This window comes from Terrabacter sp. Root181, assembly GCF_001428505.1.
In the GTDB taxonomy this organism is placed as follows: Bacteria; Actinomycetota; Actinomycetes; order Actinomycetales; family Dermatophilaceae; genus Terrabacter.
Genome location: NZ_LMHU01000011.1, coordinates 104383 through 127718, shown reverse-complemented (window position 1 = coordinate 127718; position 23336 = coordinate 104383). Strand labels below are relative to the sequence as shown.

The following is a 23336-nucleotide window of genomic DNA, read 5'->3' as shown; positions in this document are numbered from 1 at the left end:
CACCCCACTCGAGTGGTCTGGTGGGTATGCCGTCGGGCCCGCCCCGCCGGGACCGGACCCGCGCCAGCGCGGGCTACGTCAGCTCTCGAGCTCCTGGACGACGCGACCGCCGAGCACCTTCTCGATGACGGCGCGACCGACGTCGCCGGACTGCTCGATGTCCTCGTCGTCGGCACTCACGGCCGAGTCGTCGGTGACCGGCTGTCGCGGCTGGTCGTCGTCGGTGGGACGGGAGCCACCGGCCCGGGACCGGGCCTGGGCGAAGGACTGCCGCACGGCGCTCGCACCGCGCACGGCGGAGTGCGTAGGCACGTCTCCCCCGGCCGGCGCACTTGCCACTGCAGACGTGGGTGCCGCAGCAGCCGCCGTGCCCGACGGACCCGAGGCCGTCGACTCCCCGGCAGGACCCGTGGCCCAGTCGGGAGCAGGCCCGGTTGCCGAGCCCCATCCGGCGTTGTCCTCGAGAGAACGACCGGACACCGGGCTCAGCCCGGCGTCGGCGAGAGCCGACGCGCCCCGTGACCCGGAGGTCGACGGGCCGGCCGCGCCCCCGGACTGCGACGACCCGCTGAAGCCGCCGGCCCCGCTCGAGCCGCTGTCTCGGGGGCCGGCGGACTCATGACCCGCGCCGGCATCACCCCAGGACTGGCGGGCGGCTCCGCCGTCACCCTGCGGGCTTCCGGGCTGTCCGGTGGGCTGCCCGCCGTCCGGGCCGCCAGGAGCACCCTTGCTCGGCGGGTCGGGGAGCCCGGGCGGAACCACGCCCGGCGGAGGTGCGACAGGAGCCTGCTGGGAGACCGCGTCGACGTGGATGCCGTCGACGATGGCGTCGACACCGAGCTCGTCGATGAGGGCCTGGCGGACGATGTCGGCGTGGTTGCCTGCGCGGAAGGTCTGGGTGAGACCCGCCGTCGCGATGCCCAGGGTCAGCTTCTTGCCGTCGAAGGCCGTGACCTGGGCGTTCTGCGACACGAACGTCCACGTGATGCGCCGCATCGTGAAGATGCGTCCGAGCACGTTGGGCCACGCCCGGCGGATGGCATCGGTGTCCATGCCGCCGGCCGCACCACCTGCCGCACCGGCGCCGTGGTCGTCGGCACCTGAAGGTGCTCCCCCGGCCGGCCCGGCCCCCGGTGTCGGGGAGGACGAGTCAGGCGCGGACCGGGCCTCGTCGGAGACGCCCGCGAGGTGCTGGCCACCCCCGTGCGACTGGACGGCCGACGGGCCGCCGACCGACTCGTCCGGTGTCATGACCGGCGGCGCGCCGACCTCGGCGCGGGCGGCGTCGACACGTCCCGGGTCACCCGGGCCCGACGGCGAACCGGTGGACCCGTGCGCCCCTGCGCCTGCGGTCTCGATGCCGGCGCTGCGACCGCCTCCGCCCATGCCGCCCGCCGAGTGCGATGCAGCCGACCCACCGCCGCTGGACGGCGGCGTGTAGTCGGAGACGGTGCGCGCCGGAGCCGACACCGCAGCACCAGCGGCCCCGCTCGGCGGCGAGGAGGGCTGCGAGGCCGGCGGCGCGCTGTGCGGCGCGCTGTGCGGCGCGGCCGTGGGCGGACCGTCGGCGCGGGCGGCGGTGGGGACCCCGCCGACGTCGAGGCGGCGTTCGAGGCGGTCGAGGCGGGCGGCATACCCCTGCTCGCCGGAGGCGGCGGGCAGGAGGATCCGAGCACAGATGAGCTCGAGCTGCAGGCGAGGCGCGGTGGCGCCGGTCATCTCGGTCAGGCCGGTGTTGACGATGTCGGCCGCGCGCGACAGCGCCCCCGGCCCGAACGCCGCCTGCTGGACCCGCATGCGCTCGAGCTGGTCCTCGGGGACGCCGCGCAGCACCTGCGAGACGCCCTCGGGGATGGCGGCGACGATGATGAGGTCGCGCAGCCGCTCGAGGAGGTCCTCGACGAAGCGCCGCGGGTCGTGGCCCGACTCGATGACCCGGTCGATCTGTCGGAAGGTGGCGGCGCCGTCACCGGCGGCCATCGCGTCGACGGTGCTGTCGAGCAGCTCGCCGTCGGTGAAGCCGAGGAGGGACACGGCCCCGTCGTAGGTGAGCCCCTCGGGACCCGAGCCGGCGATGAGCTGGTCGAGCACCGACAGCGAGTCACGCACCGAGCCGCCACCCGCGCGCGTCACGAAGCTGAGCACGCCCGGCTGGACCGCCACGTGCTCGGACTCGAGCAAGCGCTCCATGTAGGCCGAGAGCTTGGCCGGCGGGACGAGGCGGAACGGGTAGTGGTGCGTGCGGGAGCGGATCGTGCCGATGACCTTCTCGGGCTCGGTCGTCGCGAAGACGAACTTCACGTGCTCCGGCGGCTCCTCGACGATCTTGAGCAGCGCGTTGAAGCCCTGCGGCGTCACCATGTGCGCCTCGTCGATGATGTAGATCTTGAAGCGACTCTGGGCCGGGCCGTAGCTGGCCCGCTCGCGCAGGTCGCGGGCGTCGTCGACGCCACCGTGGCTCGCGGCGTCGATCTCGATGACGTCGACGGAGCCCGAGCCGCCGCGTGCGAGCGCCACGCACGAGTCACACGTGCCGCACGGGATCGGCGTCGGGCCCTGCTCGCAGTTGAGGCAGCGCGCGAGGATGCGCGCGCTCGTCGTCTTGCCGCAGCCGCGGGGGCCGCTGAAGAGGTAGGCGTGGTTGACGCGGCCCGTGCGCAGCGCCTGCATGAGCGGCTCCGTCACGTGCTCCTGGCCGATGACGTCGGCGAAGCTCTCGGGCCGGTAGCGGCGGTACAGGGCGGTGGCCATGTCCGAAACCCTAACCGCCACGACCGACGCCGGGAACGCCGACCGAGCCGCCGCCTACGGCGGGAGCCGATCGGGGTCGAAAGGGTGAACAGCTCCTTACGGACGGCCGCTCCGACGGGCGGCTGTCACCGGGTGTGCCTAGGGTCGTTGCACCGGTCAGCGGCGCACGGGGCGCCAGCGGCCGGACGGAGGAGGTCACCCATGCCCGACCCGATCTGGGACGCCGACGCGCTCGTCGCCCGCTATGACGAGGTGCGAGCCCACACCGAGACGCTCGCCGGGCCGCTGTCCCCCGAGGACCAGACCGTCCAGTCCATGCCGGACGTGTCACCGACGAAGTGGCACCGCGCGCACGTCACGTGGTTCTTCGAGACGTTCGTGCTCGCCGACCACGAGCCGTCGTTCAAGCCCTACCAGGACCAGTACTGGTTCCTCTTCAACAGCTACTACGAGGGCGTCGGGCCCCGCTACGCCCGCGCCGAGCGTGGCTTCATCACCCGCCCGGGCGCCCACGACGTCGGGCTCTACCGCGCCGATGTCGACGCGCGCATGCGTGACCTCGTCACGACCCTCGACGGCGGCTCGCTCGAGAAGCTCACGTCCACCATCGAGCTCGGCTTCCACCACGAGCAGCAGCACCAGGAGCTGCTCCTCATGGACATCAAGCACGTCCTCTCGGTCAACCCGCTCCAGCCGACGTATGCCGGAAGCCCCCTCGCGCCGTCCGCTCCCGACCCGTTGGGCTGGGTCGACGTCGAGGGCGGCCTCGTCGAGGTGGGTCACCGCGGCGGCGGGTTCAGCTTCGACAACGAGCTGCCGCTCCACCAGCAGTGGCTCGAGCCCTACCGGCTCGCCGACCGCCTCGTCACCAACGGCGAGTGGCTCGAGTTCATGGCCGACCGCGGCTACGAGCGGCACGAGCTGTGGCTCTCCGACGGCTGGGGGAAGGTGCGCGCCGAGGGCTGGCGCGCGCCGTTCTACTGGACCGAGGTCGACGGCGCCTGGTTCGAGCACACGCTGAGCGGCACACGGCCCGTCGACCCCGGACTGCCGGTGAGCCACGTCAGCCACTACGAGGCCGATGCCTATGCCGCGTGGGCGGGCAGACGGCTGCCCACCGAGGTCGAGTGGGAGCACGCCGTCGTCGCCGACGGCCAGGCCGACGCGTCCGCCGCGGGTGGCAACCTCGCCGACACCGAGACCTTCCACCCGCGCGCCGCGGGCCCGACCACCGGTCACCTGCGGCAGCTCTACGGCGACTGCTGGGAGTGGACGAGCTCGGCCTACCTCGCCTACCCCGGCTACCACGCACCGGCCGGAGCCATCGGCGAGTACAACGGCAAGTTCATGTCGGGCCAGATGGTCCTGCGTGGCGGCTGCGCCCTCACCCCGCCCGGCCACGCCCGCGCGACCTACCGCAACTTCTTCCCACCGGGGTCGCGCTGGGCGCTGTCGGGCGTCCGCCTCGCCGACGGGGGTGAGCGCCGATGAGCGCGCGCGAGCCGGTCGTCACCGTCGCGCTCGACCCCGACTGGGCCTCGGGCGCGCTCGTCGACGACGTACGCCGTGGGCTCGGCTCGCAGCCGCGCACCCTGCCACCGAAGTGGCTCTACGACGACGTCGGCTCCGACCTCTTCGACGAGATCACGAGGCTGCCCGAGTACTACCCCACCGAGCGGGAGCGGGCCATCCTGCGCGACCACGCCGTCGACATCGTGGCCGCCTGCGACGCCACCACGGTCGTCGAGCTCGGCAGCGGCACGAGCGACAAGACCCGCACCCTGCTCGACGCGTTCTCCGAGGTCGGGAGCCTCGAGCGCTTCGTCCCGGTCGACGTGTCCGAGCAGACCCTCCGCGACGCAGCGGTGATGCTCTCGGAGCGCTACCCGTCGCTGCGCGTCGAGGCGCTCGTCGGCGACTTCACGCTGCACCTCGGACACCTGCCGCGCGGCGGGCGACGCCTCGTCGCCTTCCTCGGCGGCACCATCGGCAACTTCTACGTCGAGGAGCGCGCCGCCTTCCTCGGGGCCCTGCACGACAGCCTCGACCCGGGCGACTGGTTCCTGCTCGGCACCGACCTCGTCAAGAGCACCGACCGGCTGATCTCCGCCTACGACGACAGCCGGGGCGTCACCGCTCGCTTCGTCACGAACTGCCTCCGGGTGCTCAACCGGGAGCTCGGCGCCGACTTCGACATCGACGCCTTCTCCTACGTCCCCTTCTGGGACCCGCGCCAGGAGCGGATGGACCTGCGGCTGCGCGCCGACATGCCGCAGCGGGTCACCATCCCCGGCGCCGGCCTGACGTTCGACCTCGCTCACGGTGAGGAGATTCGCGTCGAGATCTCGACGAAGTTCCGCCGTGAGAGCCTGCGCGACGAGCTGGGCGCGGCCGGCTTCACGGTCGAGCGCACCTGGACCGACGCCGACGGTGACTTCGCCCTGACCCTCGCCCGCCGCGACGACTGACCGGGGCGGTCGCACCGTCAGGCGCGCAGGTCAGCCGAGGAGGAGCTCCGTGAGGGTCTCGACCCACCACTGCTCGACCTGGTCCACAGACCAGCCACGCTCACGCGTCGCGATGTCGAACGCCTGGATCGAGCACACCATCGCGTAGACGTCGAGCGCTCGGTCCAGCGTGACACCGTCACGCAGCACGTCGCTCGGCCAGGCCGCGAACACCCTGCGTCGGCTCGCGTCGCCACGTGCCCGCCCTTGCTCGTACGCCGTCGCGAGAGCGGGCTCGTTGCGCCCGCCCTCGACCGTGAGGCGCAGGCCATCCCCGCCGCGCTCGAAGAGCCGCCGGTCGAACCGGATGAACGCAGCGAGCTGTGCTGCCGGGTCACCCTGCGCCGACTCGATCTCGCGGGCGACCTGCTCGACCCCGGCATCCATCTCGCCGCTCTCGACGAGGGAGGTCGCGAGCCCCGCCTTGGTGCCGTAGACCGCATAGACCGTGGCCTCGGAGACGCCGGCATCCGCCGCGACCGAGCGCACACTCGTGCCCGCCCACCCCGACTCGATGAAGCGCCGTCGCGCAGCCCGGGCGATGCGCTGCTTCGTCTGCTCGGCCTGCTCCTCACGAAGGGCGGAGCGGTAGGCGCGGGGTGCGGGCTCGGAACTCTTCACGGAAACCACTGTACAGGTCGGTTGAGTGGTTCTATATTAACTGAGTATTGCTCAATCAATCATGAGCAACTCACTCAAAGGAGAGCACCATGAGCACGACCCAGCCGGACCCGTCCGCCACCGAAGTCACGCAGCACACCGCGGCCACCGGGACCGCCGCCGCGATCCTCAACCGCCTCGAGTCGGCATGGAACGCCGGCGACGGAAAGGCCTTCGCGGCGCCCTACACCTCGGACGCGACCTTCGTGACCATCCGCGGGGAGCACCACCGAGGCCGCGACGCCGTCGGCAGCGGACACGCGGCGATCCTCGCGACGATCTACGCCGGCAGCACGAACCGGATGGAGCTCGTCGACGCGCGCCACGTCGCCGACGACGTCATCGTCGCGACGTCCCGCAACACCCTTGACGCCCCGAGCGGTCCGCTTGCCGGCATCCACGCCGCCACGTCGACCTCGGTCCTCGTCCGCGTCGGCGACACCTGGCAGGTCGCCGTCACCCACAACACCCTCGAGGCAACGCGATGAGCGCCCTCGTGGGCGGGACGGTCGGCGAGGCACTCGCGGGCCGCACATCCGGCACAATCGCCCCCGCGTCGGATCGCGCGTCGGATCGCGTGTCGGCCCGACACGACGCCGTGCGACGCGCGGCCGCTGTCTTCGGCATCGGTGGGGCACTCCTCGCCATCGGCGGGACGATGCACCCGCACGAGACGTCGGGGTCGATGCACGAGAGTCTCCTCGCCCTCATCGGGTCCCCGGCCTGGCTGCCCGCCCATGCCGTACTCCTCGCCGGCATGCTGACGGCGGTGGTCGGCCTGGTCCTGCTCCGGCGACACGACGCCTTTCCTGCCCCGGTCCGGCCGTGGCTCACCGGGACGATCATCGCGTGGACGGTCGCGACGCCCGAGTTCGTGCCGCACCTGCTCGCGGGCGCCGAGCACGACGCGCTGGAGGTCGGCGGCGCGACCCCGATGGTCGACACACACCTGGCCCTCTCGACGTTCACGACCCCACTCGTCGGCCTGTCGGCGGCCCTTCTCGCCGTCGCGGTCGCTCGGGCCGCAGCGACACGACCCGCGCAACTCCTCGCCGTCGCCGGTGTCGTCGGAGGTATCGCTTTCGCGGTCGCCGCTCCACTGCTGGCGGTCACGGGCAACCCGCAGGTGTCGAACCTCTTCGCGGCGCAGACCCTCATCGACGTGTGGATCATCGGCACGAGCGTCCGCGTCGCCCTCCCCGAGAAGGTGGCCCGCCGCTGAGCCCACGGACGAGTCGACACGGGTATGCCGTCGCACCGGGGCCGCGACGGCACACCCCTGTCCGGCACGGCCGTGAGGGGCGCGGGGGTGCTCGTGGGTGCCTGCCGGGCATTTGGCACACTGACCACTCGAGTACGACACGACGTAGGAGATCTCCGCATGACCCCTCGCACCCTCTACCGCCGGATCGCCCTCGCGGAGGTGGTCACCTGGGCGCTGCTCCTGCTCGGCATGGTCCTCAAGTACGTCACGCACACGACCGAGCTCGGAGTCCGGGTCTTCGGACTCGTGCACGGCGTCGTCTTCATCGCGTTCTGCCTCGTCACCGTCCTGCTCTGGGTCAACCAGCGCTGGACGGTCCGTGAGGGCCTGCTCGGCCTGCTCAGCGCGGTCCCGCCGTTCCTCACCGTGTGGTGGGAGCGGCGCCTCGGGCGTCGCGGCCGACTCGACGGTGGCTGGCGCCTCGGCCGCGACGGCGAGGCCCCGACCACCCCGGCCGAGCGCGTCGTCGCCGCCCTGCTCGCCCGTCCGATGGTCGCCGTCGGCGTCGGCGTCGTCGCGGTGCTCACCCTGACCGGTGTCGCGCTGCTCGTGGGCCCGCCCGTGGGCGCACAGGGCTGACCCCCGCTCCGACCTCGCCGTCCCCTCAGCTCGATGGGGCACCTTCTCCCGGTCAGGGCATTCTGAGCCGGGCGGCATACGGTGGCTTCCGACAGATCGACAGGGTCGACGAAGGGATGGATGCAGATGGGTGCGGTCGCAGTGCTGACCGGTGAGGTCCGTGCGGAGGGCGTCGGCAAGACGATCGACGAGACGACCCTGCTGCTGCCGACCGACGTCAGCGCCGACCCCGGCGAGTGCATCGTGCTCCGGGGTCCCAACGGCTCCGGCAAGACGACCCTGCTCCGGATCATCGGCGGGCTGCTCGTGCCCAGCACCGGCACCGCGACCATCGGCGGCCGCGAGGCCGACGAGCGCGACCGGACGGTCCGCGCCGCCGTCGCGGCCCTGCTCGGCGCCCCGACGACCTACCGCGACCTCACCCTCGTCGACCACCTGGTCCTCATCGACTCGACGTGGGGTGGTGACCCGGCCACGTCCGACGACCGCAGCCTCGCCCTGCTCGACCGCCTCGGCATCGCCCACCTCGACGACCGTTTCCCGCACGAGCTGTCGTCGGGGCAGGAGCAGCTCTTCCGGCTCGCGCTGACGTTCTCGCGGCCCGCCAGCGTCGTGCTCCTCGACGAGCCCGAGCAGCGGCTCGACACCGGCAAGCGCCAGGTGGTCGCCGAGCTGATCCGCGAGCGCACCGAGTCCGGCGGCACCGTGGTCATGGCCTGCCACGACCCCGAGCTGACGGCCACCCTCGCGACCCGCGTCGTCGACATCGTCCCGGCACGCTGACCGTGGACCCGCGATGAGCAAGCGCAAGCAACCGGCCCGCGCCAAGCCCGCGCCCGAGCCGACGACAGCCCAGCCGAGGACACCCCAGCCGATGCCGGCGGAACCGGCGCCGGCGGAACGGCCGCAGTCCACGGCACCCGACCGGACGGCATACGACCCGACGACGCCCGACCCGACGACGCCCGACCCGATGACGGACGAGCCGACGACTCCGGCGGAGGTCGACTACGACGACCACGACCTGCTCGGCCAGGCCGACTGGGTCATCGGCGGTGAGGCGGCCCGCAAGGCGCGGCAGCAGGGGTTGTATGCCGGCTACGTCCTCTTCCTCGGTGCGCTCGTCTACGGCCTGCCGATCGTCCAGGCCGTGTTCCGCACGTCCGATGCCTCCTCGCTCGGTGACCAGCTCAGCTCGCCCGAGGCGATCGCGCTGCTCGTCGCGTCCGTCGCGGCGCTCCTCGGAGCGGTGGTCTTCGCCGGCCGCTTCCGGGGCCCGGTCGTGCCGCCCATGCCCTGGATCGACCTCGTGCTACCCGTGCCGCTCGACCGCGCCCTGGCCCTGCGTCGGTGGTGGCGCTACGCCGCCGTCGGGGGTCTGTTCATCGGGGCGCTCAGCGGGCTGACCATCGGCGCCGGCCTGGCCTTCGCGCACCTGGCCGGCCCGGTGACGATCATCGTGACCACGGCCGTCGGCACCGCTCTCGGTGTCCTCGCCACGCGCCTCTGGCTCTGGTCGCAGGTGCGCTCCTGGCCCGGGCCCGACCGCGGCCTCAGCCTGCTCTGGCGCGTGCCGGACGCGCTGCGCGAGCTGCACGCGGAGTCCCTGCGCGCGCACTCGGCCAACACCTCGACGATGGCCGGCTCGGCCCTGACCGGCAACCTCCGCACGGCGCGCCTGGCCCTGACCCGGCCGATCCGTCACGGCCGCTCGGCCCGCCTGCGACCCGGCCGCCCGTTCGGCGTGCTGGTGCGCCGCGACGTCCTCGGCCTGCGGCGTACGCCGGGCGCGTTCCTCTCGGGCCTGGGGCTCACCGCCCTCGGCGGTGCCATCGTCACGTGGGCGTTCACGCAGCCGGCGGCACCCAGCATCGCGGCGACGATCGGCCTGCTGCCGCTCTACCTCGGGTTCGGGGCCTGGGCGGAGGGTCTGCGCCTGCAGGCCGACAACGTCGGCACCCCGTCGCTGCTCGGCACCAGCGAGCTGACCGAGGCAGGGGCCCACGTGACGGTGCCGACGGCCCTGACGGTCCTCGTCCTCGGCGGCTGGGTGGGCGTCGCGGCGGCGATCGGCTCGCTGCCGGCCAGCGCGCCGCTGTCGCTGTGGCTGGTCCTCGTGCTCGTCGTCGCGGGCAACGTGCTCGCGGCGTTCCGCGGCTCGCCCACGTTCATGCTGCGGCCCCAGATGGTGATCGCCTGGTATGCCGTCCCGGCCTTCACCGTCGTCCTGCTCGGCTCGCTCGTGGCGGTGCTGACCAAGGCCGGCAGCTACACGTGGCTCTCCGTCGTGAGCTGGCTCGTCTACGCCGTGCTCGCGTGGGCGGTCTCGAAGGTCCGCCGGCTCACCTACCTGCACCGGGCCTGAGGGACAACCCGCTCGCCGTCGCGGGCGGCGACTCGTTAGGTTCGGGCCATGAGCGAGCTGCGCACCCGTGACGTCGTCGACGCCGACCTCCCCGCCGTCCTGGCCATCCGCAGCCGGTCGTTCGGGCCGCTCGGCATCGGCGGCGACGCGTGGTGGCACCGCGTCTCGGCCGAGACCCTCGGCGGCCGGATGATCGCGGTCGTCGACGAGTCGGACACCGTCGTCGGCGCCGGCCGCATCCGACCGTTCGAGCAGGCCTGGGGCGGGCGGCACCTGCAGATGGGTGGTGTCGCCGGGGTCTACGTCGAGCCGAGCGCGCGGGGCCGAGGCGTCGCCACGGCCCTCACCCGCGCGCTCATCGCGCGGATGGGCGAGCTCGGTGACGTCGTGTCGTGCCTCTTCCCGACCACCGCCACCCTCTACCGCCGCTCCGGCTACGAGATCGGCGGCGTGCAGACGCGGATGACGTATGCCGCCCACCACGTCCGCGACCTCGGACCCTCGCGCTCCGGGCGGGCGGCGTCGAACGGCCTGCGCCCCGCCGTGCCGGACGACGCGCAGCACCTGCACGACCTCGCCCGCGAGGCGAGCGCCCGGGCCGGGGTGAGCGGACCGATGGTGCGGTCGGTGGCAGCCCTGACGGGGATGCTCGAGCGCGACGAGCTCATCGCGTACGTCGTCGACGGCGGCTTCGTCGTCTACGACCTGTCCGAGCAGGCGGTCACGGTAGAGGAGCTCGTCGCGACGACGCCCGAGGCGGCGGCGACGCTCTGGGGGGTCGTCGGATCGGGGTCGTCCGCCGCTCCGACGGTGCACACCTTCCTCGACCCCCGCGACCCGGTGACACTCGTGCTCGGCGGGCTGCCGGTGGCGGACGCGCGGCAGGTCCCGTGGATGGCCCGGGTCATCGACCTCGGCGCGGCGTTCACCGGCCGCGGCTTCGGTCGGCACACCTCGGTCGAGGTCGACCTCCTCGTCGAGGACTCCGATGCGCCGGCCAACGCCGGCCGCTGGACGCTGTCGGTCGCCGACGGCCGCGGGACTGCGACCCGCACCGGCGACGCCCCGGTTCGAGGTGATGCCGAGACCCACGTGGCCGACGCGATCGCCTCGGACGCGCTGCACGTCGACGCCCGCGGCCTGTCGGCGCTGTGGTGCGGTTGGTCGGTCTCGCGCCTGCGCCTGGCCGGGCTCGCGAGCGGCGGCACCTCCGAGGGTGACGCCGCCCTCGACGCCGTCTTCGCCTGCCAGCCCTTCATCACCGAGTACTTCTGACCCCCGCACCCCGGGTCAGTGCGTCGCACCGGTCGAGCGAGCGCGGCGTCCCAGGCGCGTGTGACAGGTGGGGCGCCGAGGCCACTCGCGTGGGGCTGGGCGCTCACTCGAGTGGGGCCGGGCACTCCCTCGCGTCGGGCTCGCGGACGGCGGGGAGCGCGAGCAGGGCGACGACCGCCATGGCGCCGACGACGAGCAGCGAGTGCAGCACCCCGACGTGGTCGCCGAGGAAGCCGAGCAGGGGCGGGCCTGCGAGGAAGGCCGTGTAGCCGATCGTCGAGACGACGCTCATCCGGGCGGCGGCGCGCCTCGGGTCGTCGGCCGCGGCGCTCATGCCGACGGGGAAGCCGAGGCTCGCGCCGACACCCCAGACCGCGGCTCCGACGAACGCGAGCACCGGACCGCCGTAGACGACGAGCAGGCAGCCGACGACGGCCGACACGAAGAGGACGCGGAGCACGGGCACTCGGCCGCGCCGGTCGAGCACGCGGGTGCCGAGCAGCCGGCCTGCGGTCATCGCGGTGAGGAACACGGCGAAGCCGACGACGCCGACCCAGCGCTCGAGGCCGTAGCCGTCGGAGAGAGCCACCGCGACCCAGTCGTTGGCCGTGCCCTCGGTGAACGCGGCCGCCAGCACGACGACACCGATGAGCAGCGTACGTGGCTCGTGCCAGGCGGCACCGATCCCGGCGTCAGACCGCACCTCCGCACCCGTCTCGTCCGTCTCGACCGACCGGGGCAGGAACGCGCGGAGGAACCACGGGGTCACCGCGAGCAGCAGCACGACGACGCCGGCGAGGTGCACCGCGACCGGCACGTGGAGGAACGACAGCCCGGCGCCGATGAGGGCACTGACGACCGTGCCACCGCTGAAGGCCGCATGGAAGTGCGGCATGATCGCGCGGCCGAGGAAGCGCTCGACCTCGGCACCCTCGAGGTTCATCGCGACGTCGAAGACGCCGGTGCCGATGCCGACGAGCACGAGGCCGGCCATGACGACTGCCCGGTTGCCGGCGACGTCGACACCCAGACCGACACCGATGAGTCCGACGCTCTGGACGATGGCAGCGCCCATGAGGGTGCGGGCGGCCCCGAGGCGGTGCACGATCCAGCCCGACAGCGGCAGGCCGATCACCGATCCGAGCGAGGCCGCGAGCAGGGTCAGGCCGAGCTCGCCGGCCGAGAGCCCGAGCTCGTGCTTGATGTCCGGGACCCGCGAGGCGAAGGCCGCGAACGCGGCACCGTTGATCGCGAAGGCCGTGAAGACGGCGGTGCGGGCCGTGCGGACGACGGCGGCCGGCGGGGCGCTGACGGCGGACATGACAAGAGCCTCTCAGGGACGGCGACGGTCGGGGCGAGACGAGCAGGCGGGCCGTCAGGACGGCCGGCCACCTCGACCGCGGCCCGGCGACGGGGTCGGAGCGTGGGTCGGAGCGTGGGTCGGAGCGTGGGTCGAGCGGTGGGGACGAGCCCCGGACGTCTTCGAATCGATTCGACTCGAAACGTTTCGATAGCATGCCTCCCATGGTTGCCCGAGGTCAAGCCCGCCCGACGCTCCGCGATGTCGCCGAGCGCGCAGGAGTGTCGGTGTCGACGGCCTCCCTCGTCTTCAGCGGCAAGGGACCGGTCGCGGAGGCCACGGGCGACCGCGTCCGCGCAGCCGCGTCCGAGCTCGGCTTCACGGGGCCCAACCCGCTCGCCTCGTCGCTGCGCCATGGCCGCTCGGGCGCGATCGGCGTCCTCGTCGAGGGACGCCTGCGGATGGCCTTCCGCGACCCCTTCGCCATCGCCGTCCTCGACGGCCTCGCCGAGGTGCTCGAAGCAGTGCCCACCGGCATGCTCCTCATCGGGCAGCCCGCGGGCACCAGCGAGTCCGTCATCCCCCAGCTCGCGCCGCTCGCGCTCGACGCCGTCGTCTTCTCGCTCTGCGGGCCCGGCGACAACCCGGCCGTCGAGCACCTCGCGGCCCGCGGCATCCCGATGTTCAGCACCGGCGTGCCGGGCGACCGGCGCATCACCCAGGTCCGCATCGACGAGCGCGCCGCCGGTGTCGCCGTCGCGGAGCACATCAGGGAGCTCGGGCACCGTCGGGTCGCCCACGTCGCCATGCCGCTGCTGCCGACGAGCACCGCCGGCCCGGTCCCGGACGCCGAGGTGCGGCCGGGTGAGGCCAACGTGCCCAGCGTGGGGCGTCTCCTCGGCTTCCGCGACGTCTTCGGGCCCGACGCCCCCGCGGTCCAGACCGGCGACGGGTCGTCGTTCGAGGGCGGTCGGATCGCAGGCCGCGCCCTGCTCGACGTGCCCGAGCAGGAACGGCCCACGGCCATCGTCACCCAGTCGGACGTCATCGCGGCCGGGGTCATCGTCGCGGCGGAGGAGCTCGGCCTCCGGGTGCCCGACGACCTCAGCGTCACGGGCTTCGACGGCGTCGACCTCCCCTGGCTGCCGCACCGCATCACGACGATGGACCAGCAGGGCCGCGAGAAGGGACGCCTCCTCGGCACCCTCGTGCGACGGCGGCTCGACGGCACACGCCCGCGCAGCGTCACCCAGCCGGTCCTGCTGCGGGTCGGCACCACGACGGCGCCCCCACCCTGACGGAGGCCCACGAGCGCCCGGCCCGGTAGGAACCCCGGAGGGAAAAGGGACACCCCGCGTACCTGGAAGAGCTCTCCTACCCTTGCTGCATTCCTGCCCTGGGGGAGTTCGGAGAGGTACCACCACGCGGGGTGCCGACGGCCAGTGTATGCCGCGGCCGACGTCAGCCGGAAATCGCCCCTCCCGCGGTGGCCGGGCTCGCGGCCGGCACCTCCTTGACCTCACGGACGCCGTTGACGTGCGGCGGCAGGCGCCGCTCGACGACGAGCGCGATGACGGCGAGCAGGGCACACCCGCCGACGAGGAACGCGATGTAGACCAGGCCGAGGTCGCGGCCGATGAGGAGGCTCGCGACGACCGGACCGACGACGAACGCGACCGAGAACATCAGCGAGCTGAGCGCGTTGTAGCGGCCGCGCAGGTGGTCGGGCGCGAGGTCGTTGACCATGGCCGCGCTCGTCGGCTGGAGCATCGTCTCGCCGAGCCCGAAGACGCCCGCGCAGGCGCAGAGCAGGACCGTGGCCGTGACGGTGCCCGGCACGAGCGACGTCGCGCCGAGCAGCGACCAGGCCACCATCCACGTGAAGGCCATGACGACGGTGACGCGGGTGCGGCGCCGCCCCTCGATGCGCTGGAGCACGAAGAGCTGCAGCAGGACGATGACGACGGTGTTGGCGGCGAACGCGTAGCCGAGCCCCTCGGTCGACACCTGCCCCACCGCGCGGGCGAAGGCCGGCATGCCGGCATTGAGCTGGGGATAGCTGACGAGCGCGGCCACCCCCACGAGGAGCAGCAGCGCGCGCAGCCGCGGATCGCGCAGCAGCGCGAGGTAGGAGACCGACTCGGACCCGGCGTCGACCGGCCGCTCGACCCGGTCACGGGCCCGGCGCAGCGGGCCGAGCAGGATCACCAGCGCCGGGACGTAGCTGAGGGCGTCGAGCAGGTAGACCGTGACGAACGTGCCGGGCCGAGTCACGTCGACGAAGCGGCCACCGACGATGCCGCCGAGGCCGATCCCGAGGTTGAGCAGCGTGAAGTTGATGCCGAAGTAGCGCTGGCGCTGCTCGGTGGGGATGAGGTTGCCGATGAGTGCACTCGACGCCGGCCACACGATGCCGAAGCCGTAGCCCATGAGCACGAGCGCGAACGCCGCCTGCCCCGTCGTCGTCGCGAGCGCCAGCACGACGTCGGCGAGGAGCAGCGCGACGAGGCTGCTCGCGTAGACCCGCCGCGGGCCGATGCGGTCGATGAGCGCCCCCGCCGGCGCCACGAGCACGATGCCGACCCCGGCCTGGAGGGCGAGCAGCAGCCCCACGGCCTCGAACGGGATGCCGCGCACCTCGTGGAGGTAGACGACCATGAACGGCAGGACGAGGCCCGTGCCGATCGACTGGAAGACGACGGTCGAGATGAGCAGCTTGCCCTCGCGCGGCAGGTCGTGCCAGAACGAGGACAGCGGTGGTCGGGCGGCACTGGTCGAGCTCACCGGGGCAGTCTGCCGTGACCCACCGACAGCCGTCGCACGGTTTTCGGGACCTTCGCCTCTGGCGCCGACCGACGCCCCGGGCCCGCTGCCCCTCGGGCTCGTGATCGCCGGAATCCTCACTGCCGCCGCAACGTTCGTCGTCCCGGACCCGATGTCGCGGGTATCCGCTGGACGGTCGGCTTCGCACTCCTGTTCGGCGCGCTCGTCGTGGCGTCGTCGGCCTCGTCCACGAGCGTGGAGACCGCCGACAGAGCTTGCGTATGCGTGGAGCTCGCCGACAGGCCCCCTGGCCCTCGTCCGGGCTGGGTCTCCTGTCGCGGGCTGGGGACACCATCGTGCGCGGGGATGGGGGAAGCGTCGGCCCCCATCGCGCTGAGCGCGATGGGGGCCGTTGCTGTTGGCGGAGGATGGGGGATTTGAACCCCCGAGGGTTTTATCCCAACACGATTTCCAATCGTGCGCACTAGGCCACTATGCGAATCCTCCGTCGCGCAGGCTACCGGAGGCGGACCCCGCACAAGAAATCGGCATCCCGGGAGGACGCCCGACACCACCCCGGAGCACAATCAGCCCATGGCCCCGCTCGCGCCGCTCCCCCTCGACACCGACGTCGCCTGGATCCACGGCTCCCCGTCGCCACGACACCTGACCGACCCACCGCTCCAGGTCCACCACCTCGCCCCCGGCACGGTCCTGATCCGGCAGAGCAAGGACCTCACCTTCGAGGCGCCGTTCATCCTGCTGCTCCTCGGCGAGCGTCGCGCCCTGCTCCTCGACACCGGCGCGGTCGACGGCACGACCCTGCGCCGGATCGTCGACGACCTCGTCGCGGACTGGCGCTCGACGCAGGACACGGTCACCGCCTCCGCCGTCGACGCGTACGACCTCGTCGTCGCCCACACGCACGGCCACGGCGACCACGTCGCCGGCGACGCCGCCTTCGCGGACCGACCGCACACGACGGTCGTCGGCCGCGACGTCGAGGCGGTGCGCGACTTCTTCGGCATCGGCGACTGGCCCGACGAGGTCGTCACCCTCGACCTCGGCGATCGCACCCTCGAGATCTTCGGCATCCCCGGGCACCATGCGGCCTCCATCGCCGTGCACGACGCCCGCACCGGGCTGCTCCACACCGGCGACACCGTCTACCCCGGCCGCATCTACGTCAACGACCCGCCGGCCCTGCTCGACACCTTCGACCGGCTCGTCACCTTCGCCGACGACCGCGACGTGCGTCACGTCCTCGGCTGCCACGTCGAGATGACGCGGCGACCGGGGCGTGACTACCCGCTCGGCTCGCGGTACCAGCCCGACGAGCCGTCCCCCTTCATGACGGTGGCGCAGCTGCGCGCCGCCCGCGACGCCTTCCGCACCGTCGCGCAGCGGCCCGGCATCCACCACTTCGACGACGTCGTCTTCTGCGTCGGCGAGGGGCCGCGGGTCATCGTCCCGCTCCAGGCCCGGGCCCTGCTCGAGCAGGTGCGCTGGCGCCTCGGCCTGCATCGGCGGCCGACGGGCCCCTGAGACCGGATTGCCGGGCGGCGACCACGCCTGAAACCATCACGTGCATGTCGCTCGCCGCACTCCACCGCCGCAACCTGCTCAAGGAGATCGACCTGACGCCCGACGAGTTCCGGGCGCTGCTCGACCTCGCCGCCGAGCTCAAGGCCGCCAAGCGTGAGGGCCGCGAGGTGCGACACCTCACCGGCAAGAACATCGCCCTGCTCTTCGCGAAGACCTCGACCCGCACGCGCTGCGCGTTCGAGGTGGCCGCGGCCGACCAGGGCGCGAGCACGACCTACCTCGACCCGATCGGCTCGCAGATGGGCCACAAGGAGTCGGCCAAGGACACCGCCCGCGTGCTCGGTCGCTTCTACGACGGCATCGAGTACCGCGGCGCCGGCCACGACGTCATCGAGACGCTCGGCGCCTTCGCCGGGGTCCCCGTCTGGAACGGCCTGACCGACGACTGGCACCCGACGCAGTCGCTGTGCGACGCGCTGACCATGCGTGAGCACGCCGGCAAGCCCGACGAGCAGATCGCGTACGCCTACGTCGGCGACGCCCGCTTCAACATGGGCAACTCGCTGCTCGTGACCGGTGCCCTCCTCGGCATGGACGTGCGCATCGTGGCGCCGCAGTCACTGTGGCCGTCCGACGCCGTCGTCGCCGTCGCGAGGAGGTATGCCGCCGAGACCGGTGCGCGCGTCACGCTCACCGAGGACGTGGCCGAAGGGGTGCGCGGCGTCGACTTCGTCCACACCGACGTGTGGGTGTCGATGGGCGAGGCCAAGGAGGTGTGGGCCGAGCGCATCGAGCTGCTCGCGCCCTACCAGGTCAACGCGGAGCTCCTTGCCCTGACAGGGAATCCGCAGGTCAAGTTCATGCACTGCCTGCCCGCCTTCCACGACCTCGAGACGCAGGTCGGCGTGGACGTGCACGAGCAGTTCGGGCTCAAGGAGCTCGAGGTCACCGACGACGTGTTCGAGTCCGACGCCTCGGTCGTCTTCGACCAGGCCGAGAACCGCATGCACACGATCAAGGCGCTCATGGTCGCCACGCTGGTGCCGCTCGACGCCTGAGTCCGAGTCCTGTCGTCTGAGGTGGACGGGCCGCAGCTCTACCCGCGCGTCTACCTCGAACCGGCGGGTCCGGCGGTCACTGCTGGACGGTGATCGTCGGGCACTGGCGCAGCGTCTGGGTCGGGGTCGGGGTGACCGGCACCTTGCCGAAGCTCTTCCACGCCGCACCCACGACGAGGTCGACGGTGTCGCCCTTGCGCTTGTCGTTGACGTAGACCGCCTGCGGCACGTGTGCCTTGACGAGGCGTGCCGACGCGGCGCCCTCCGGGCCGAAGCGGATCTGCGCGACCTGCTTGACGTTGGCGTCCTTGGGGTCGTTGCCGACCGCCTTGACCTTGAAGCCCCGGTCGCCTGCGGCCTTGGCGACCGCCGCGGCCAGCCCCTTGCGCGCGGTCGAGTTGTAGACGTTGAGGCTCACGTCGGCTGGCCGCAGGGCGGCGGTGGGCACCTCCGTCGTGCACGGCCCCGGAGTCGGGGTCGTGTCACGGAAGTACGTCGAGGCGTAGTAGAACGCCCCGGCCAGGCTCAGCAGGACGACCGCGATGACGATCGTCGATCGGCGCTGACGTCGCACCCGGTAGGTGCGGTCGTCCTCGTCAACGACCTCCGACATCCACGCTCCTTCGTCCGTCGGCCCCCGCGGTCGAGCGGCCCTGTGTCAGGAGAGTACGAGGACTCGGGCGTGAAGGACAGGTCTCTGCTGCAGCGCGGCACGAAGTGCCCGGTGCAGCCCGTCCTCGAGGTAGAGCTCGCCCTCCCACTCGACGCAGTGCGGGAAGAGGTCTCCGTAGAACGTCGAGTCGTCGGCCAGCAGGCCGCGCAGGTCGAGCGTGCTCTTGGTCGTGATGAGCTCGCCGAGCTGCACCACCCGAGGCGGGACGTTCGACCAGTCCTTGGTCGTCTCGAGTCCATGGTCTGGGTACGGGCGCGAGTCGCCGACGGCCTTGAAAATCACCGGGTCAGCATAGGCGTCGAACGTGGACGACCAGCCACTAGAGTTCGAACCGTGACCGAGACTGACGCCTCAGGAGCCCCGGGGGCCGGCGACACGACCCAGATCGACGAGATCCGGGCGGGCTACGCATTCGACGGCGGGGTGCTCAAGCTCGGCGCCGCGGTCGTCGACGGTCAGGCCCACGCCGACGCCCCCGTGCAGATCCCGCTCAGCGTCCTCAACCGCCACGGGCTCGTCGCGGGCGCGACCGGCACCGGCAAGACGAAGACGCTCCAGCTCATGGCCGAACAGCTCGCCGACCAGGGTGTCCCGGTCTTCCTCGCCGACATGAAGGGCGACCTGTCCGGCCTCGCGAGTCCCGGCGAGGGCGGCGACAAGATCACCAGCCGCGCGGCCGACGTCGGCATGCCGTGGACGGGGACGGCATACCCCACGGAGTTCTACTCGCTCGGCGGCAAGGGTGACGGCATCTCGGTCCGCGCCACGATCACGAGCTTCGGCCCGACGCTGCTCAGCAAGGTCCTCGGCCTCAACGACACGCAGGAGAGCAGCCTCGGGCTGATCTTCCACTACGCCGACAAGAACGGCCTCGCGCTCCTCGACCTCAAGGACCTCCGCGCCGTCATCAGCCACCTGACGTCCGACGAGGGCAAGGCCGACCTCAAGGACCTCGGCGGGCTCTCGAGCGCGACGGCCGGCGTCATCCTGCGCAACCTCATCACCTTCGAGGACCAGGGCGCCGGCGCCTTCTTCGGCGAGCCCGAGTTCGAGACCGGCGACCTGCTGCGCACCACCGCCGACGGCAAGGGGATCATCTCCTGCCTCGAGCTGCCGCAGGTGCAGGACCGCCCGCAGCTGTTCTCGACGTTCCTCATGTGGATGCTCGCCGACCTCTTCCACGACCTGCCCGAGGAGGGCGACGTCGACAAGCCGAAGCTCGTCTTCTTCTTCGACGAGGCGCACCTGCTCTTCAACGACGCGAGCAAGGCGTTCCTGCAGGCCATCGAGCAGACCGTCCGGCTCATCCGGTCCAAGGGCGTCGGCGTCTTCTTCGTCACCCAGTCGCCCAAGGACGTCCCGTCCGGAGTCCTCGCCCAGCTCGGCAACCGCGTCCAGCACGCCCTGCGAGCGTTCACCCCCGACGACGCGAAGGCGCTCAAGCAGGCCATCGCCACCTACCCGCACACGGCCTACGACATGGAGAAGCTCCTCACGAGCCTCGGCATCGGCGAGGCCGTCGTGACCGTCCTGTCCGACAAGGGCGTGCCGACGCCCGTCGCGTGGACCCGGATGAAGGCCCCGAACTCGCTCATGGACCCCTCGTCGCCCGCGACGATGGACGCGGTGACCGCCGCGTCCCAGCTCAGGACGAAGTACGCCGACGTCGTCGACCGCGAGTCGGCGTACGAGAAGCTGGCGGCCCGGCTCCAGGCGGCTCCTGCCGCCCCGGCTGCGCCCGCGCCGACCCCCGCCGCCCCGACCCCTGCGCCCGTGCCCGCGTCGAAGCGCGCGCCCAAGGAGGAGCCCAGCATCATCGAGCAGGTCGCCGGGAGCTCGGCGTTCAAGTCGATGCTCCGCTCGGCGGGCACCGTCATCGGCCGCGAGATCACCCGCAGCATCTTCGGCACCCGCAAACGCTGACACCACCGACTCCCTGACCGGGGCGCCTCGACCGTTCGTGGGTCGGGGCGCTCTCGCGTGCTCGGACGCAACCAAACGACCTCGGCAGGGACTGTTCCGCTGTCAGGATTGATCAGCGGGAACCGAGGTGGGCCATGCCCGAGGACGAGGACCCGATCCGGGTCATCTACGACGCGTCGTACCGAAGACTCGTCGGGCAGATGTATGCCGTGTGCGGCAACCGCGGAGACGCGGAGGACGCCGTGCAGGAGGCGTTCGTTCAGGCGGTCTACCACCGACGCCGCTTCCTCGAGATGGACAGGCCGGAGGCGTGGCTGCGCACCGTGGCCCTCAACCGGATCCGCAAGGGGTGGCGGCGCCGCGCGCTCGCCCGTCGTGTCCTGTCGCAGTCCAGCGCGGCCGCGCCGGACGACGGCTTCGGGCTCGACCCCGACCACGTGGCGCTGGTCGCCGCCCTCGGACGCCTGACCCCGGTCCTGCGCGAGACCTTCGTCCTGCACTACGTCATCGACCTGCCCGTCGCGACCGTGGCCTCGGAGCTCAACGTGGCCGAGGGCACCGTCAAGGCGCGTCTGTCGCGCGGACGGGTCGCGCTGGCCGACCTGCTCTCGGACCGGGAAGGAGCCGACCATGTCTGACCTCACGTCACTCGTCGACGAAGTGGCCCAGCGGGTCGAGGAGCCGGCGTTCGAGGGGATCACCCGCCGGGCGCGGACCCGGCGCGTGCGTCGCGTCGGTACCACTGTCACGGCCGGCGGTCTCGCCGCCGTCGTGTCCGTCATCGCGCTGAGCTCGACGTCAGGTCGCCCTCGGGCGCTGCCCGCCACGCATCCGCCGACCTCTGTGGCTGCCACGGCCCGGCCCCCCGAGCAGATCGTCAACGGTCGCAACGCCACCATTCGGTGGACGCGCATCGCCCCAGAACGATCCGGACAGTTCGTCATCCGTGACTGGCAACAGTGCAGCAGTGACACCCTCACGGTGACGAAGTGCGACCCGGCACTGCTCGTGGACGCCTGGGAAGTCACGGACGGCACGGGACGTCAGCAGCTCCTACCGCCCGGGGACGGTGACGACCTGAGGTACGCCGGCGGTGGCGTCTGGGTCCTTCGTCTGGCCTCGCCGCAGCACCCGGCCCTGTGGCGAACCGTCGCAGCGTCCCCCCGCCTGGCCGCACCCGTGACACTTGCCGTCGACCCGGTACGCACCACGGACATGCAGTCGGCCATAGGGCGACCGCACGTCACCTGCCCGGACCAGCCTTGGCGCATCTGTGTGGTCGACCTGTCAGCGAACGTCCTGGTCCCGGTCGACGATCTGCCGACCGGGGCCTGGGCCATCACCAATCAGGCCGGCTGGTGGGGAATCCTGGACACCGGGCAGGCCGTCGTCGAGCAGTCGGACGGCACCCTCCTGCGCCCCGAGCTCTACGAGCTCGTGGCGAGCCCGACGCGGGCGTTCGTCGAGGACGCCGTGGACGGCACGATCGGCTGGTACCTGAGCACCGAGGAGGACGTGGTCGCTGGCACGCCGCTCACCGCGTTGCTCAGCAGCGACCGAGGACGGACCTGGACGCTGAGGTCCGTACCGAAGGACGCCGAAGCCGCCTACGACTGGGTCAACGAGACGAGTCAGGACCCCCTCGTGGTTCGGGCGGTCCTGCCGGACGACTGGCGGGCGTGGCCCGTCATCGCTCGCTAGTGGGCCGCCAGAGCGCCCCGACCTCGAGGGTCGGGGCGCTCTGGCGCGGACGGCTCACCGGGACAACCCGACCGGCGACCCTCGGCTACGCGTCGAGCTCGACGTCGTCGAGGTCCCCGTCGACGTCGGCGAAGTAGCTGATGATGCGGATGTCCGGCTCGTCGAGCACCTGGAGCACGAGCTGGCGCAGCTGGATCACCTGGCCGGTGTCGAGGCGGATCCGCTTGGTGCGGCCGCGGGTCGGGTCGGAGTCGTGCCGCTCCCACCACTCGACGGTGTCCGGGTTGGTCTTGAAGATCTCATCGAGGATCCGCTTGAACGACGGGTCGTCCGGGTGCCGCGCGTACGCCTCGCGGAAGAGCGCGAGCTGGTCGGCCGCCTCCTGCTCCCAGTCCACGAAGAGGCTCCGGGCCGCCGGGTCGCAGCAGTAGAACCAGAGCAGGTTGCGCTCGCGCTTGCTCCGCTTGCTCTCCCAGTCCGTGAACAGCTGGCAGGCGGTGTGGTTGGCGCCGAGCACGTCCCAGCGAGCGCCGACGACGTAGGCCGGGTTCGGGTCGATCGAGTCGAGCAGCTCCTCGAGCTCCTCGGTCAGCTCCTCGTGCGCCTGCGGCCGCCGCGACGGGGCGCCCGTCGCGAGCGCGTGCAGGTGCGCGCGCCCGTCGGCGTTGAGCTTGAGGGCACGGGCGAGGCCGTCGATGACGCTCTGGCTCGGACGCAGGTCGCGGCCGCGCTCGATGATGTCGTAGTACGCCACGGAGACGTTCGCGAGCTCGGCCACCTCGGTGCGGCTGAGGCCCACCCGGCGCCGACCCTTGGCCCGCTTGATGCCGACCTCCTCGGGGGCCAGCTCGTGCCGGCGCGCGCGGAGGAACTCGCCCAGGGGTGAGGGGGTGCGCACGCTGAGGGGGACGTCCGTGGTCATGCCGCACATCCTGCCAGTGGTGCGCCACCACGAGACGCCACGTGGCGTCC

At 72.3% G+C, this 23336-nt stretch carries 21 protein-coding genes, 1 tRNA gene and 1 other RNA gene; 14 read left to right on the top strand and 9 right to left on the bottom strand.

Annotated elements, in window-relative coordinates; translation table 11 throughout:
- Nucleotides 1-78 precede the first annotated feature (78 nt).
- Complete coding sequence (locus ASD90_RS22085) at nt 79-2751, bottom strand: DNA polymerase III subunit gamma and tau (protein ID WP_056761477.1); 2673 nt, start codon at nt 2749-2751, stop codon at nt 79-81.
- Between the two features lie 201 nt (nt 2752-2952).
- On the opposite strand from ASD90_RS22085, the gene egtB reads away from it, so the two are divergent.
- Both egtB and egtD read left to right on the top strand, forming a co-directional pair.
- Nucleotides 2953-4242 (top strand): ergothioneine biosynthesis protein EgtB, encoded by a 1290-nt coding sequence (gene egtB, locus ASD90_RS22080; RefSeq protein WP_056761474.1) that lies wholly within the window; start codon nt 2953-2955, stop codon nt 4240-4242.
- A complete protein-coding gene (egtD, locus tag ASD90_RS22075; RefSeq protein ID WP_056761472.1) occupies nt 4239-5219 on the top strand; it encodes an L-histidine N(alpha)-methyltransferase in 981 nt (326 codons plus the stop codon). The genes egtB and egtD overlap by 4 nt, the downstream gene beginning before the upstream one ends.
- A 30-nt stretch (nt 5220-5249) precedes the next feature.
- On the opposite strand, the gene ASD90_RS22070 is transcribed toward egtD, so the two are convergent.
- Nucleotides 5250-5879 carry a TetR/AcrR family transcriptional regulator gene (locus ASD90_RS22070; protein WP_056761469.1) on the bottom strand — a complete coding sequence of 210 codons (630 nt, stop codon included), beginning with the start codon at nt 5877-5879 and terminating at the stop codon, nt 5250-5252.
- An 89-nt stretch (nt 5880-5968) separates the two neighbouring features.
- Between ASD90_RS22070 and ASD90_RS22065 the strand changes: the two genes are divergently transcribed.
- From ASD90_RS22065 to eis, 6 genes are all read left to right on the top strand, one after another.
- A complete protein-coding gene (locus ASD90_RS22065; protein WP_056761466.1) occupies nt 5969-6406 on the top strand; it encodes an SgcJ/EcaC family oxidoreductase in 438 nt (145 codons plus the stop codon).
- Between the two features lie 89 nt (nt 6407-6495).
- Complete coding sequence (locus ASD90_RS22060) at nt 6496-7140, top strand: hypothetical protein (protein WP_157623264.1); 645 nt, start codon at nt 6496-6498, stop codon at nt 7138-7140.
- Nucleotides 7141-7299: 159 nt separating this feature from the next.
- A complete protein-coding gene (locus tag ASD90_RS22055) occupies nt 7300-7761 on the top strand; it encodes a DUF3817 domain-containing protein (protein ID WP_056761460.1) in 462 nt (153 codons plus the stop codon).
- Between the two features lie 120 nt (nt 7762-7881).
- Nucleotides 7882-8544: an ABC transporter ATP-binding protein gene (locus tag ASD90_RS22050; RefSeq protein ID WP_235506874.1), complete on the top strand. Its 663-nt coding sequence runs from the start codon at nt 7882-7884 to the stop codon at nt 8542-8544.
- A gap of 13 nt (nt 8545-8557) precedes the next feature.
- The gene (locus tag ASD90_RS22045) at nt 8558-10126 is read left to right on the top strand and encodes a hypothetical protein (protein ID WP_056761457.1); all 1569 of its coding nucleotides are present in this window, start codon (nt 8558-8560) and stop codon (nt 10124-10126) included.
- A 48-nt stretch (nt 10127-10174) separates the two neighbouring features.
- Nucleotides 10175-11401: an enhanced intracellular survival protein Eis gene (eis, locus tag ASD90_RS22040; protein WP_056761454.1), complete on the top strand. Its 1227-nt coding sequence runs from the start codon at nt 10175-10177 to the stop codon at nt 11399-11401.
- 103 nt (nt 11402-11504) lie between these two features.
- Here eis and ASD90_RS22035 read toward each other — a convergent pair whose 3' ends face one another.
- Nucleotides 11505-12722: an MFS transporter gene (locus tag ASD90_RS22035; RefSeq protein WP_056761453.1), complete on the bottom strand. Its 1218-nt coding sequence runs from the start codon at nt 12720-12722 to the stop codon at nt 11505-11507.
- Between the two features lie 203 nt (nt 12723-12925).
- On the opposite strand from ASD90_RS22035, the gene ASD90_RS22030 reads away from it, so the two are divergent.
- Entirely contained in the window at nt 12926-13999 is a 1074-nt protein-coding gene (locus tag ASD90_RS22030) for a LacI family DNA-binding transcriptional regulator (protein ID WP_056761450.1), read from the top strand.
- A 42-nt stretch (nt 14000-14041) separates the two neighbouring features.
- Here the strand turns inward: ASD90_RS22030 and ffs are convergent.
- From ffs to ASD90_RS22020, 3 genes are all read right to left on the bottom strand, one after another.
- Nucleotides 14042-14138: signal recognition particle sRNA small type (ffs, locus tag ASD90_RS23255), an RNA gene on the bottom strand.
- Nucleotides 14139-14162: 24 nt separating this feature from the next.
- Nucleotides 14163-15485: an MFS transporter gene (locus ASD90_RS22025; protein WP_056761447.1), complete on the bottom strand. Its 1323-nt coding sequence runs from the start codon at nt 15483-15485 to the stop codon at nt 14163-14165.
- 398 nt (nt 15486-15883) lie between these two features.
- Nucleotides 15884-15971 (bottom strand) — tRNA-Ser (locus ASD90_RS22020).
- Nucleotides 15972-16058: 87 nt separating this feature from the next.
- Here ASD90_RS22020 and ASD90_RS22015 point away from each other — a divergent pair.
- Nucleotides 16059-17009, top strand: coding sequence for an MBL fold metallo-hydrolase (locus ASD90_RS22015; protein WP_082588970.1), 951 nt, complete (start codon nt 16059-16061; stop codon nt 17007-17009).
- A gap of 44 nt (nt 17010-17053) precedes the next feature.
- Complete coding sequence (argF, locus tag ASD90_RS22010) at nt 17054-18067, top strand: ornithine carbamoyltransferase (protein WP_056761440.1); 1014 nt, start codon at nt 17054-17056, stop codon at nt 18065-18067.
- Between the two features lie 76 nt (nt 18068-18143).
- On the opposite strand, the gene ASD90_RS22005 is transcribed toward argF, so the two are convergent.
- Complete coding sequence (locus ASD90_RS22005) at nt 18144-18680, bottom strand: LytR C-terminal domain-containing protein (RefSeq protein ID WP_056761437.1); 537 nt, start codon at nt 18678-18680, stop codon at nt 18144-18146.
- A gap of 45 nt (nt 18681-18725) precedes the next feature.
- A complete protein-coding gene (locus ASD90_RS22000) occupies nt 18726-19022 on the bottom strand; it encodes a type II toxin-antitoxin system VapB family antitoxin (RefSeq protein WP_020145941.1) in 297 nt (98 codons plus the stop codon).
- A 51-nt stretch (nt 19023-19073) separates the two neighbouring features.
- On the opposite strand from ASD90_RS22000, the gene ASD90_RS21995 reads away from it, so the two are divergent.
- The 3 genes from ASD90_RS21995 to ASD90_RS21985 all read left to right on the top strand — a co-directional run bounded on the left by ASD90_RS21995 (nt 19074) and on the right by ASD90_RS21985 (nt 22364).
- A complete protein-coding gene (locus ASD90_RS21995) occupies nt 19074-20663 on the top strand; it encodes a helicase HerA-like domain-containing protein (protein ID WP_056761434.1) in 1590 nt (529 codons plus the stop codon).
- A 134-nt stretch (nt 20664-20797) separates the two neighbouring features.
- Nucleotides 20798-21301 carry an RNA polymerase sigma factor gene (locus ASD90_RS21990; RefSeq protein ID WP_056761432.1) on the top strand — a complete coding sequence of 168 codons (504 nt, stop codon included), beginning with the start codon at nt 20798-20800 and terminating at the stop codon, nt 21299-21301.
- Nucleotides 21294-22364, top strand: coding sequence for a hypothetical protein (locus tag ASD90_RS21985; protein ID WP_056761430.1), 1071 nt, complete (start codon nt 21294-21296; stop codon nt 22362-22364). Before ASD90_RS21990 ends, ASD90_RS21985 begins: the two co-directional genes overlap by 8 nt.
- Nucleotides 22365-22449: 85 nt before the next feature.
- Here the strand turns inward: ASD90_RS21985 and ASD90_RS21980 are convergent, their stop codons facing one another.
- On the bottom strand, nt 22450-23286 hold the full coding sequence (locus ASD90_RS21980) for a helix-turn-helix transcriptional regulator (RefSeq protein WP_056761426.1): 837 nt from the start codon (nt 23284-23286) through the stop codon (nt 22450-22452).
- Nucleotides 23287-23336 lie beyond the last annotated feature (50 nt).

What these genes read in the sequence shown, in the direction of transcription:
- ASD90_RS22085 (WP_056761477.1), bottom strand. Translation starts at nt 2,751, where the DNA reads ATGGCCACCGCCCTGTACCGCCGCTACCGGCCCGAGAGCTTCGCCGAC.
- egtB (WP_056761474.1), top strand. Translation starts at nt 2,953, where the DNA reads ATGCCCGACCCGATCTGGGACGCCGACGCGCTCGTCGCCCGCTATGAC.
- egtD (WP_056761472.1), top strand. Translation starts at nt 4,239, where the DNA reads ATGAGCGCGCGCGAGCCGGTCGTCACCGTCGCGCTCGACCCCGACTGG.
- ASD90_RS22065 (WP_056761466.1), top strand. Translation starts at nt 5,969, where the DNA reads ATGAGCACGACCCAGCCGGACCCGTCCGCCACCGAAGTCACGCAGCAC.
- ASD90_RS22055 (WP_056761460.1), top strand. Translation starts at nt 7,300, where the DNA reads ATGACCCCTCGCACCCTCTACCGCCGGATCGCCCTCGCGGAGGTGGTC.
- ASD90_RS22050 (WP_235506874.1), top strand. Translation starts at nt 7,882, where the DNA reads ATGCAGATGGGTGCGGTCGCAGTGCTGACCGGTGAGGTCCGTGCGGAG.
- ASD90_RS22045 (WP_056761457.1), top strand. Translation starts at nt 8,558, where the DNA reads ATGAGCAAGCGCAAGCAACCGGCCCGCGCCAAGCCCGCGCCCGAGCCG.
- eis (WP_056761454.1), top strand. Translation starts at nt 10,175, where the DNA reads ATGAGCGAGCTGCGCACCCGTGACGTCGTCGACGCCGACCTCCCCGCC.
- ASD90_RS22035 (WP_056761453.1), bottom strand. Translation starts at nt 12,722, where the DNA reads ATGTCCGCCGTCAGCGCCCCGCCGGCCGCCGTCGTCCGCACGGCCCGC.
- ASD90_RS22030 (WP_056761450.1), top strand. Translation starts at nt 12,926, where the DNA reads ATGGTTGCCCGAGGTCAAGCCCGCCCGACGCTCCGCGATGTCGCCGAG.
- ASD90_RS22015 (WP_082588970.1), top strand. Translation starts at nt 16,059, where the DNA reads ATGGCCCCGCTCGCGCCGCTCCCCCTCGACACCGACGTCGCCTGGATC.
- argF (WP_056761440.1), top strand. Translation starts at nt 17,054, where the DNA reads ATGTCGCTCGCCGCACTCCACCGCCGCAACCTGCTCAAGGAGATCGAC.
- ASD90_RS22005 (WP_056761437.1), bottom strand. Translation starts at nt 18,680, where the DNA reads ATGTCGGAGGTCGTTGACGAGGACGACCGCACCTACCGGGTGCGACGT.
- ASD90_RS21990 (WP_056761432.1), top strand. Translation starts at nt 20,798, where the DNA reads ATGCCCGAGGACGAGGACCCGATCCGGGTCATCTACGACGCGTCGTAC.
- ASD90_RS21985 (WP_056761430.1), top strand. Translation starts at nt 21,294, where the DNA reads ATGTCTGACCTCACGTCACTCGTCGACGAAGTGGCCCAGCGGGTCGAG.
- ASD90_RS21980 (WP_056761426.1), bottom strand. Translation starts at nt 23,286, where the DNA reads ATGACCACGGACGTCCCCCTCAGCGTGCGCACCCCCTCACCCCTGGGC.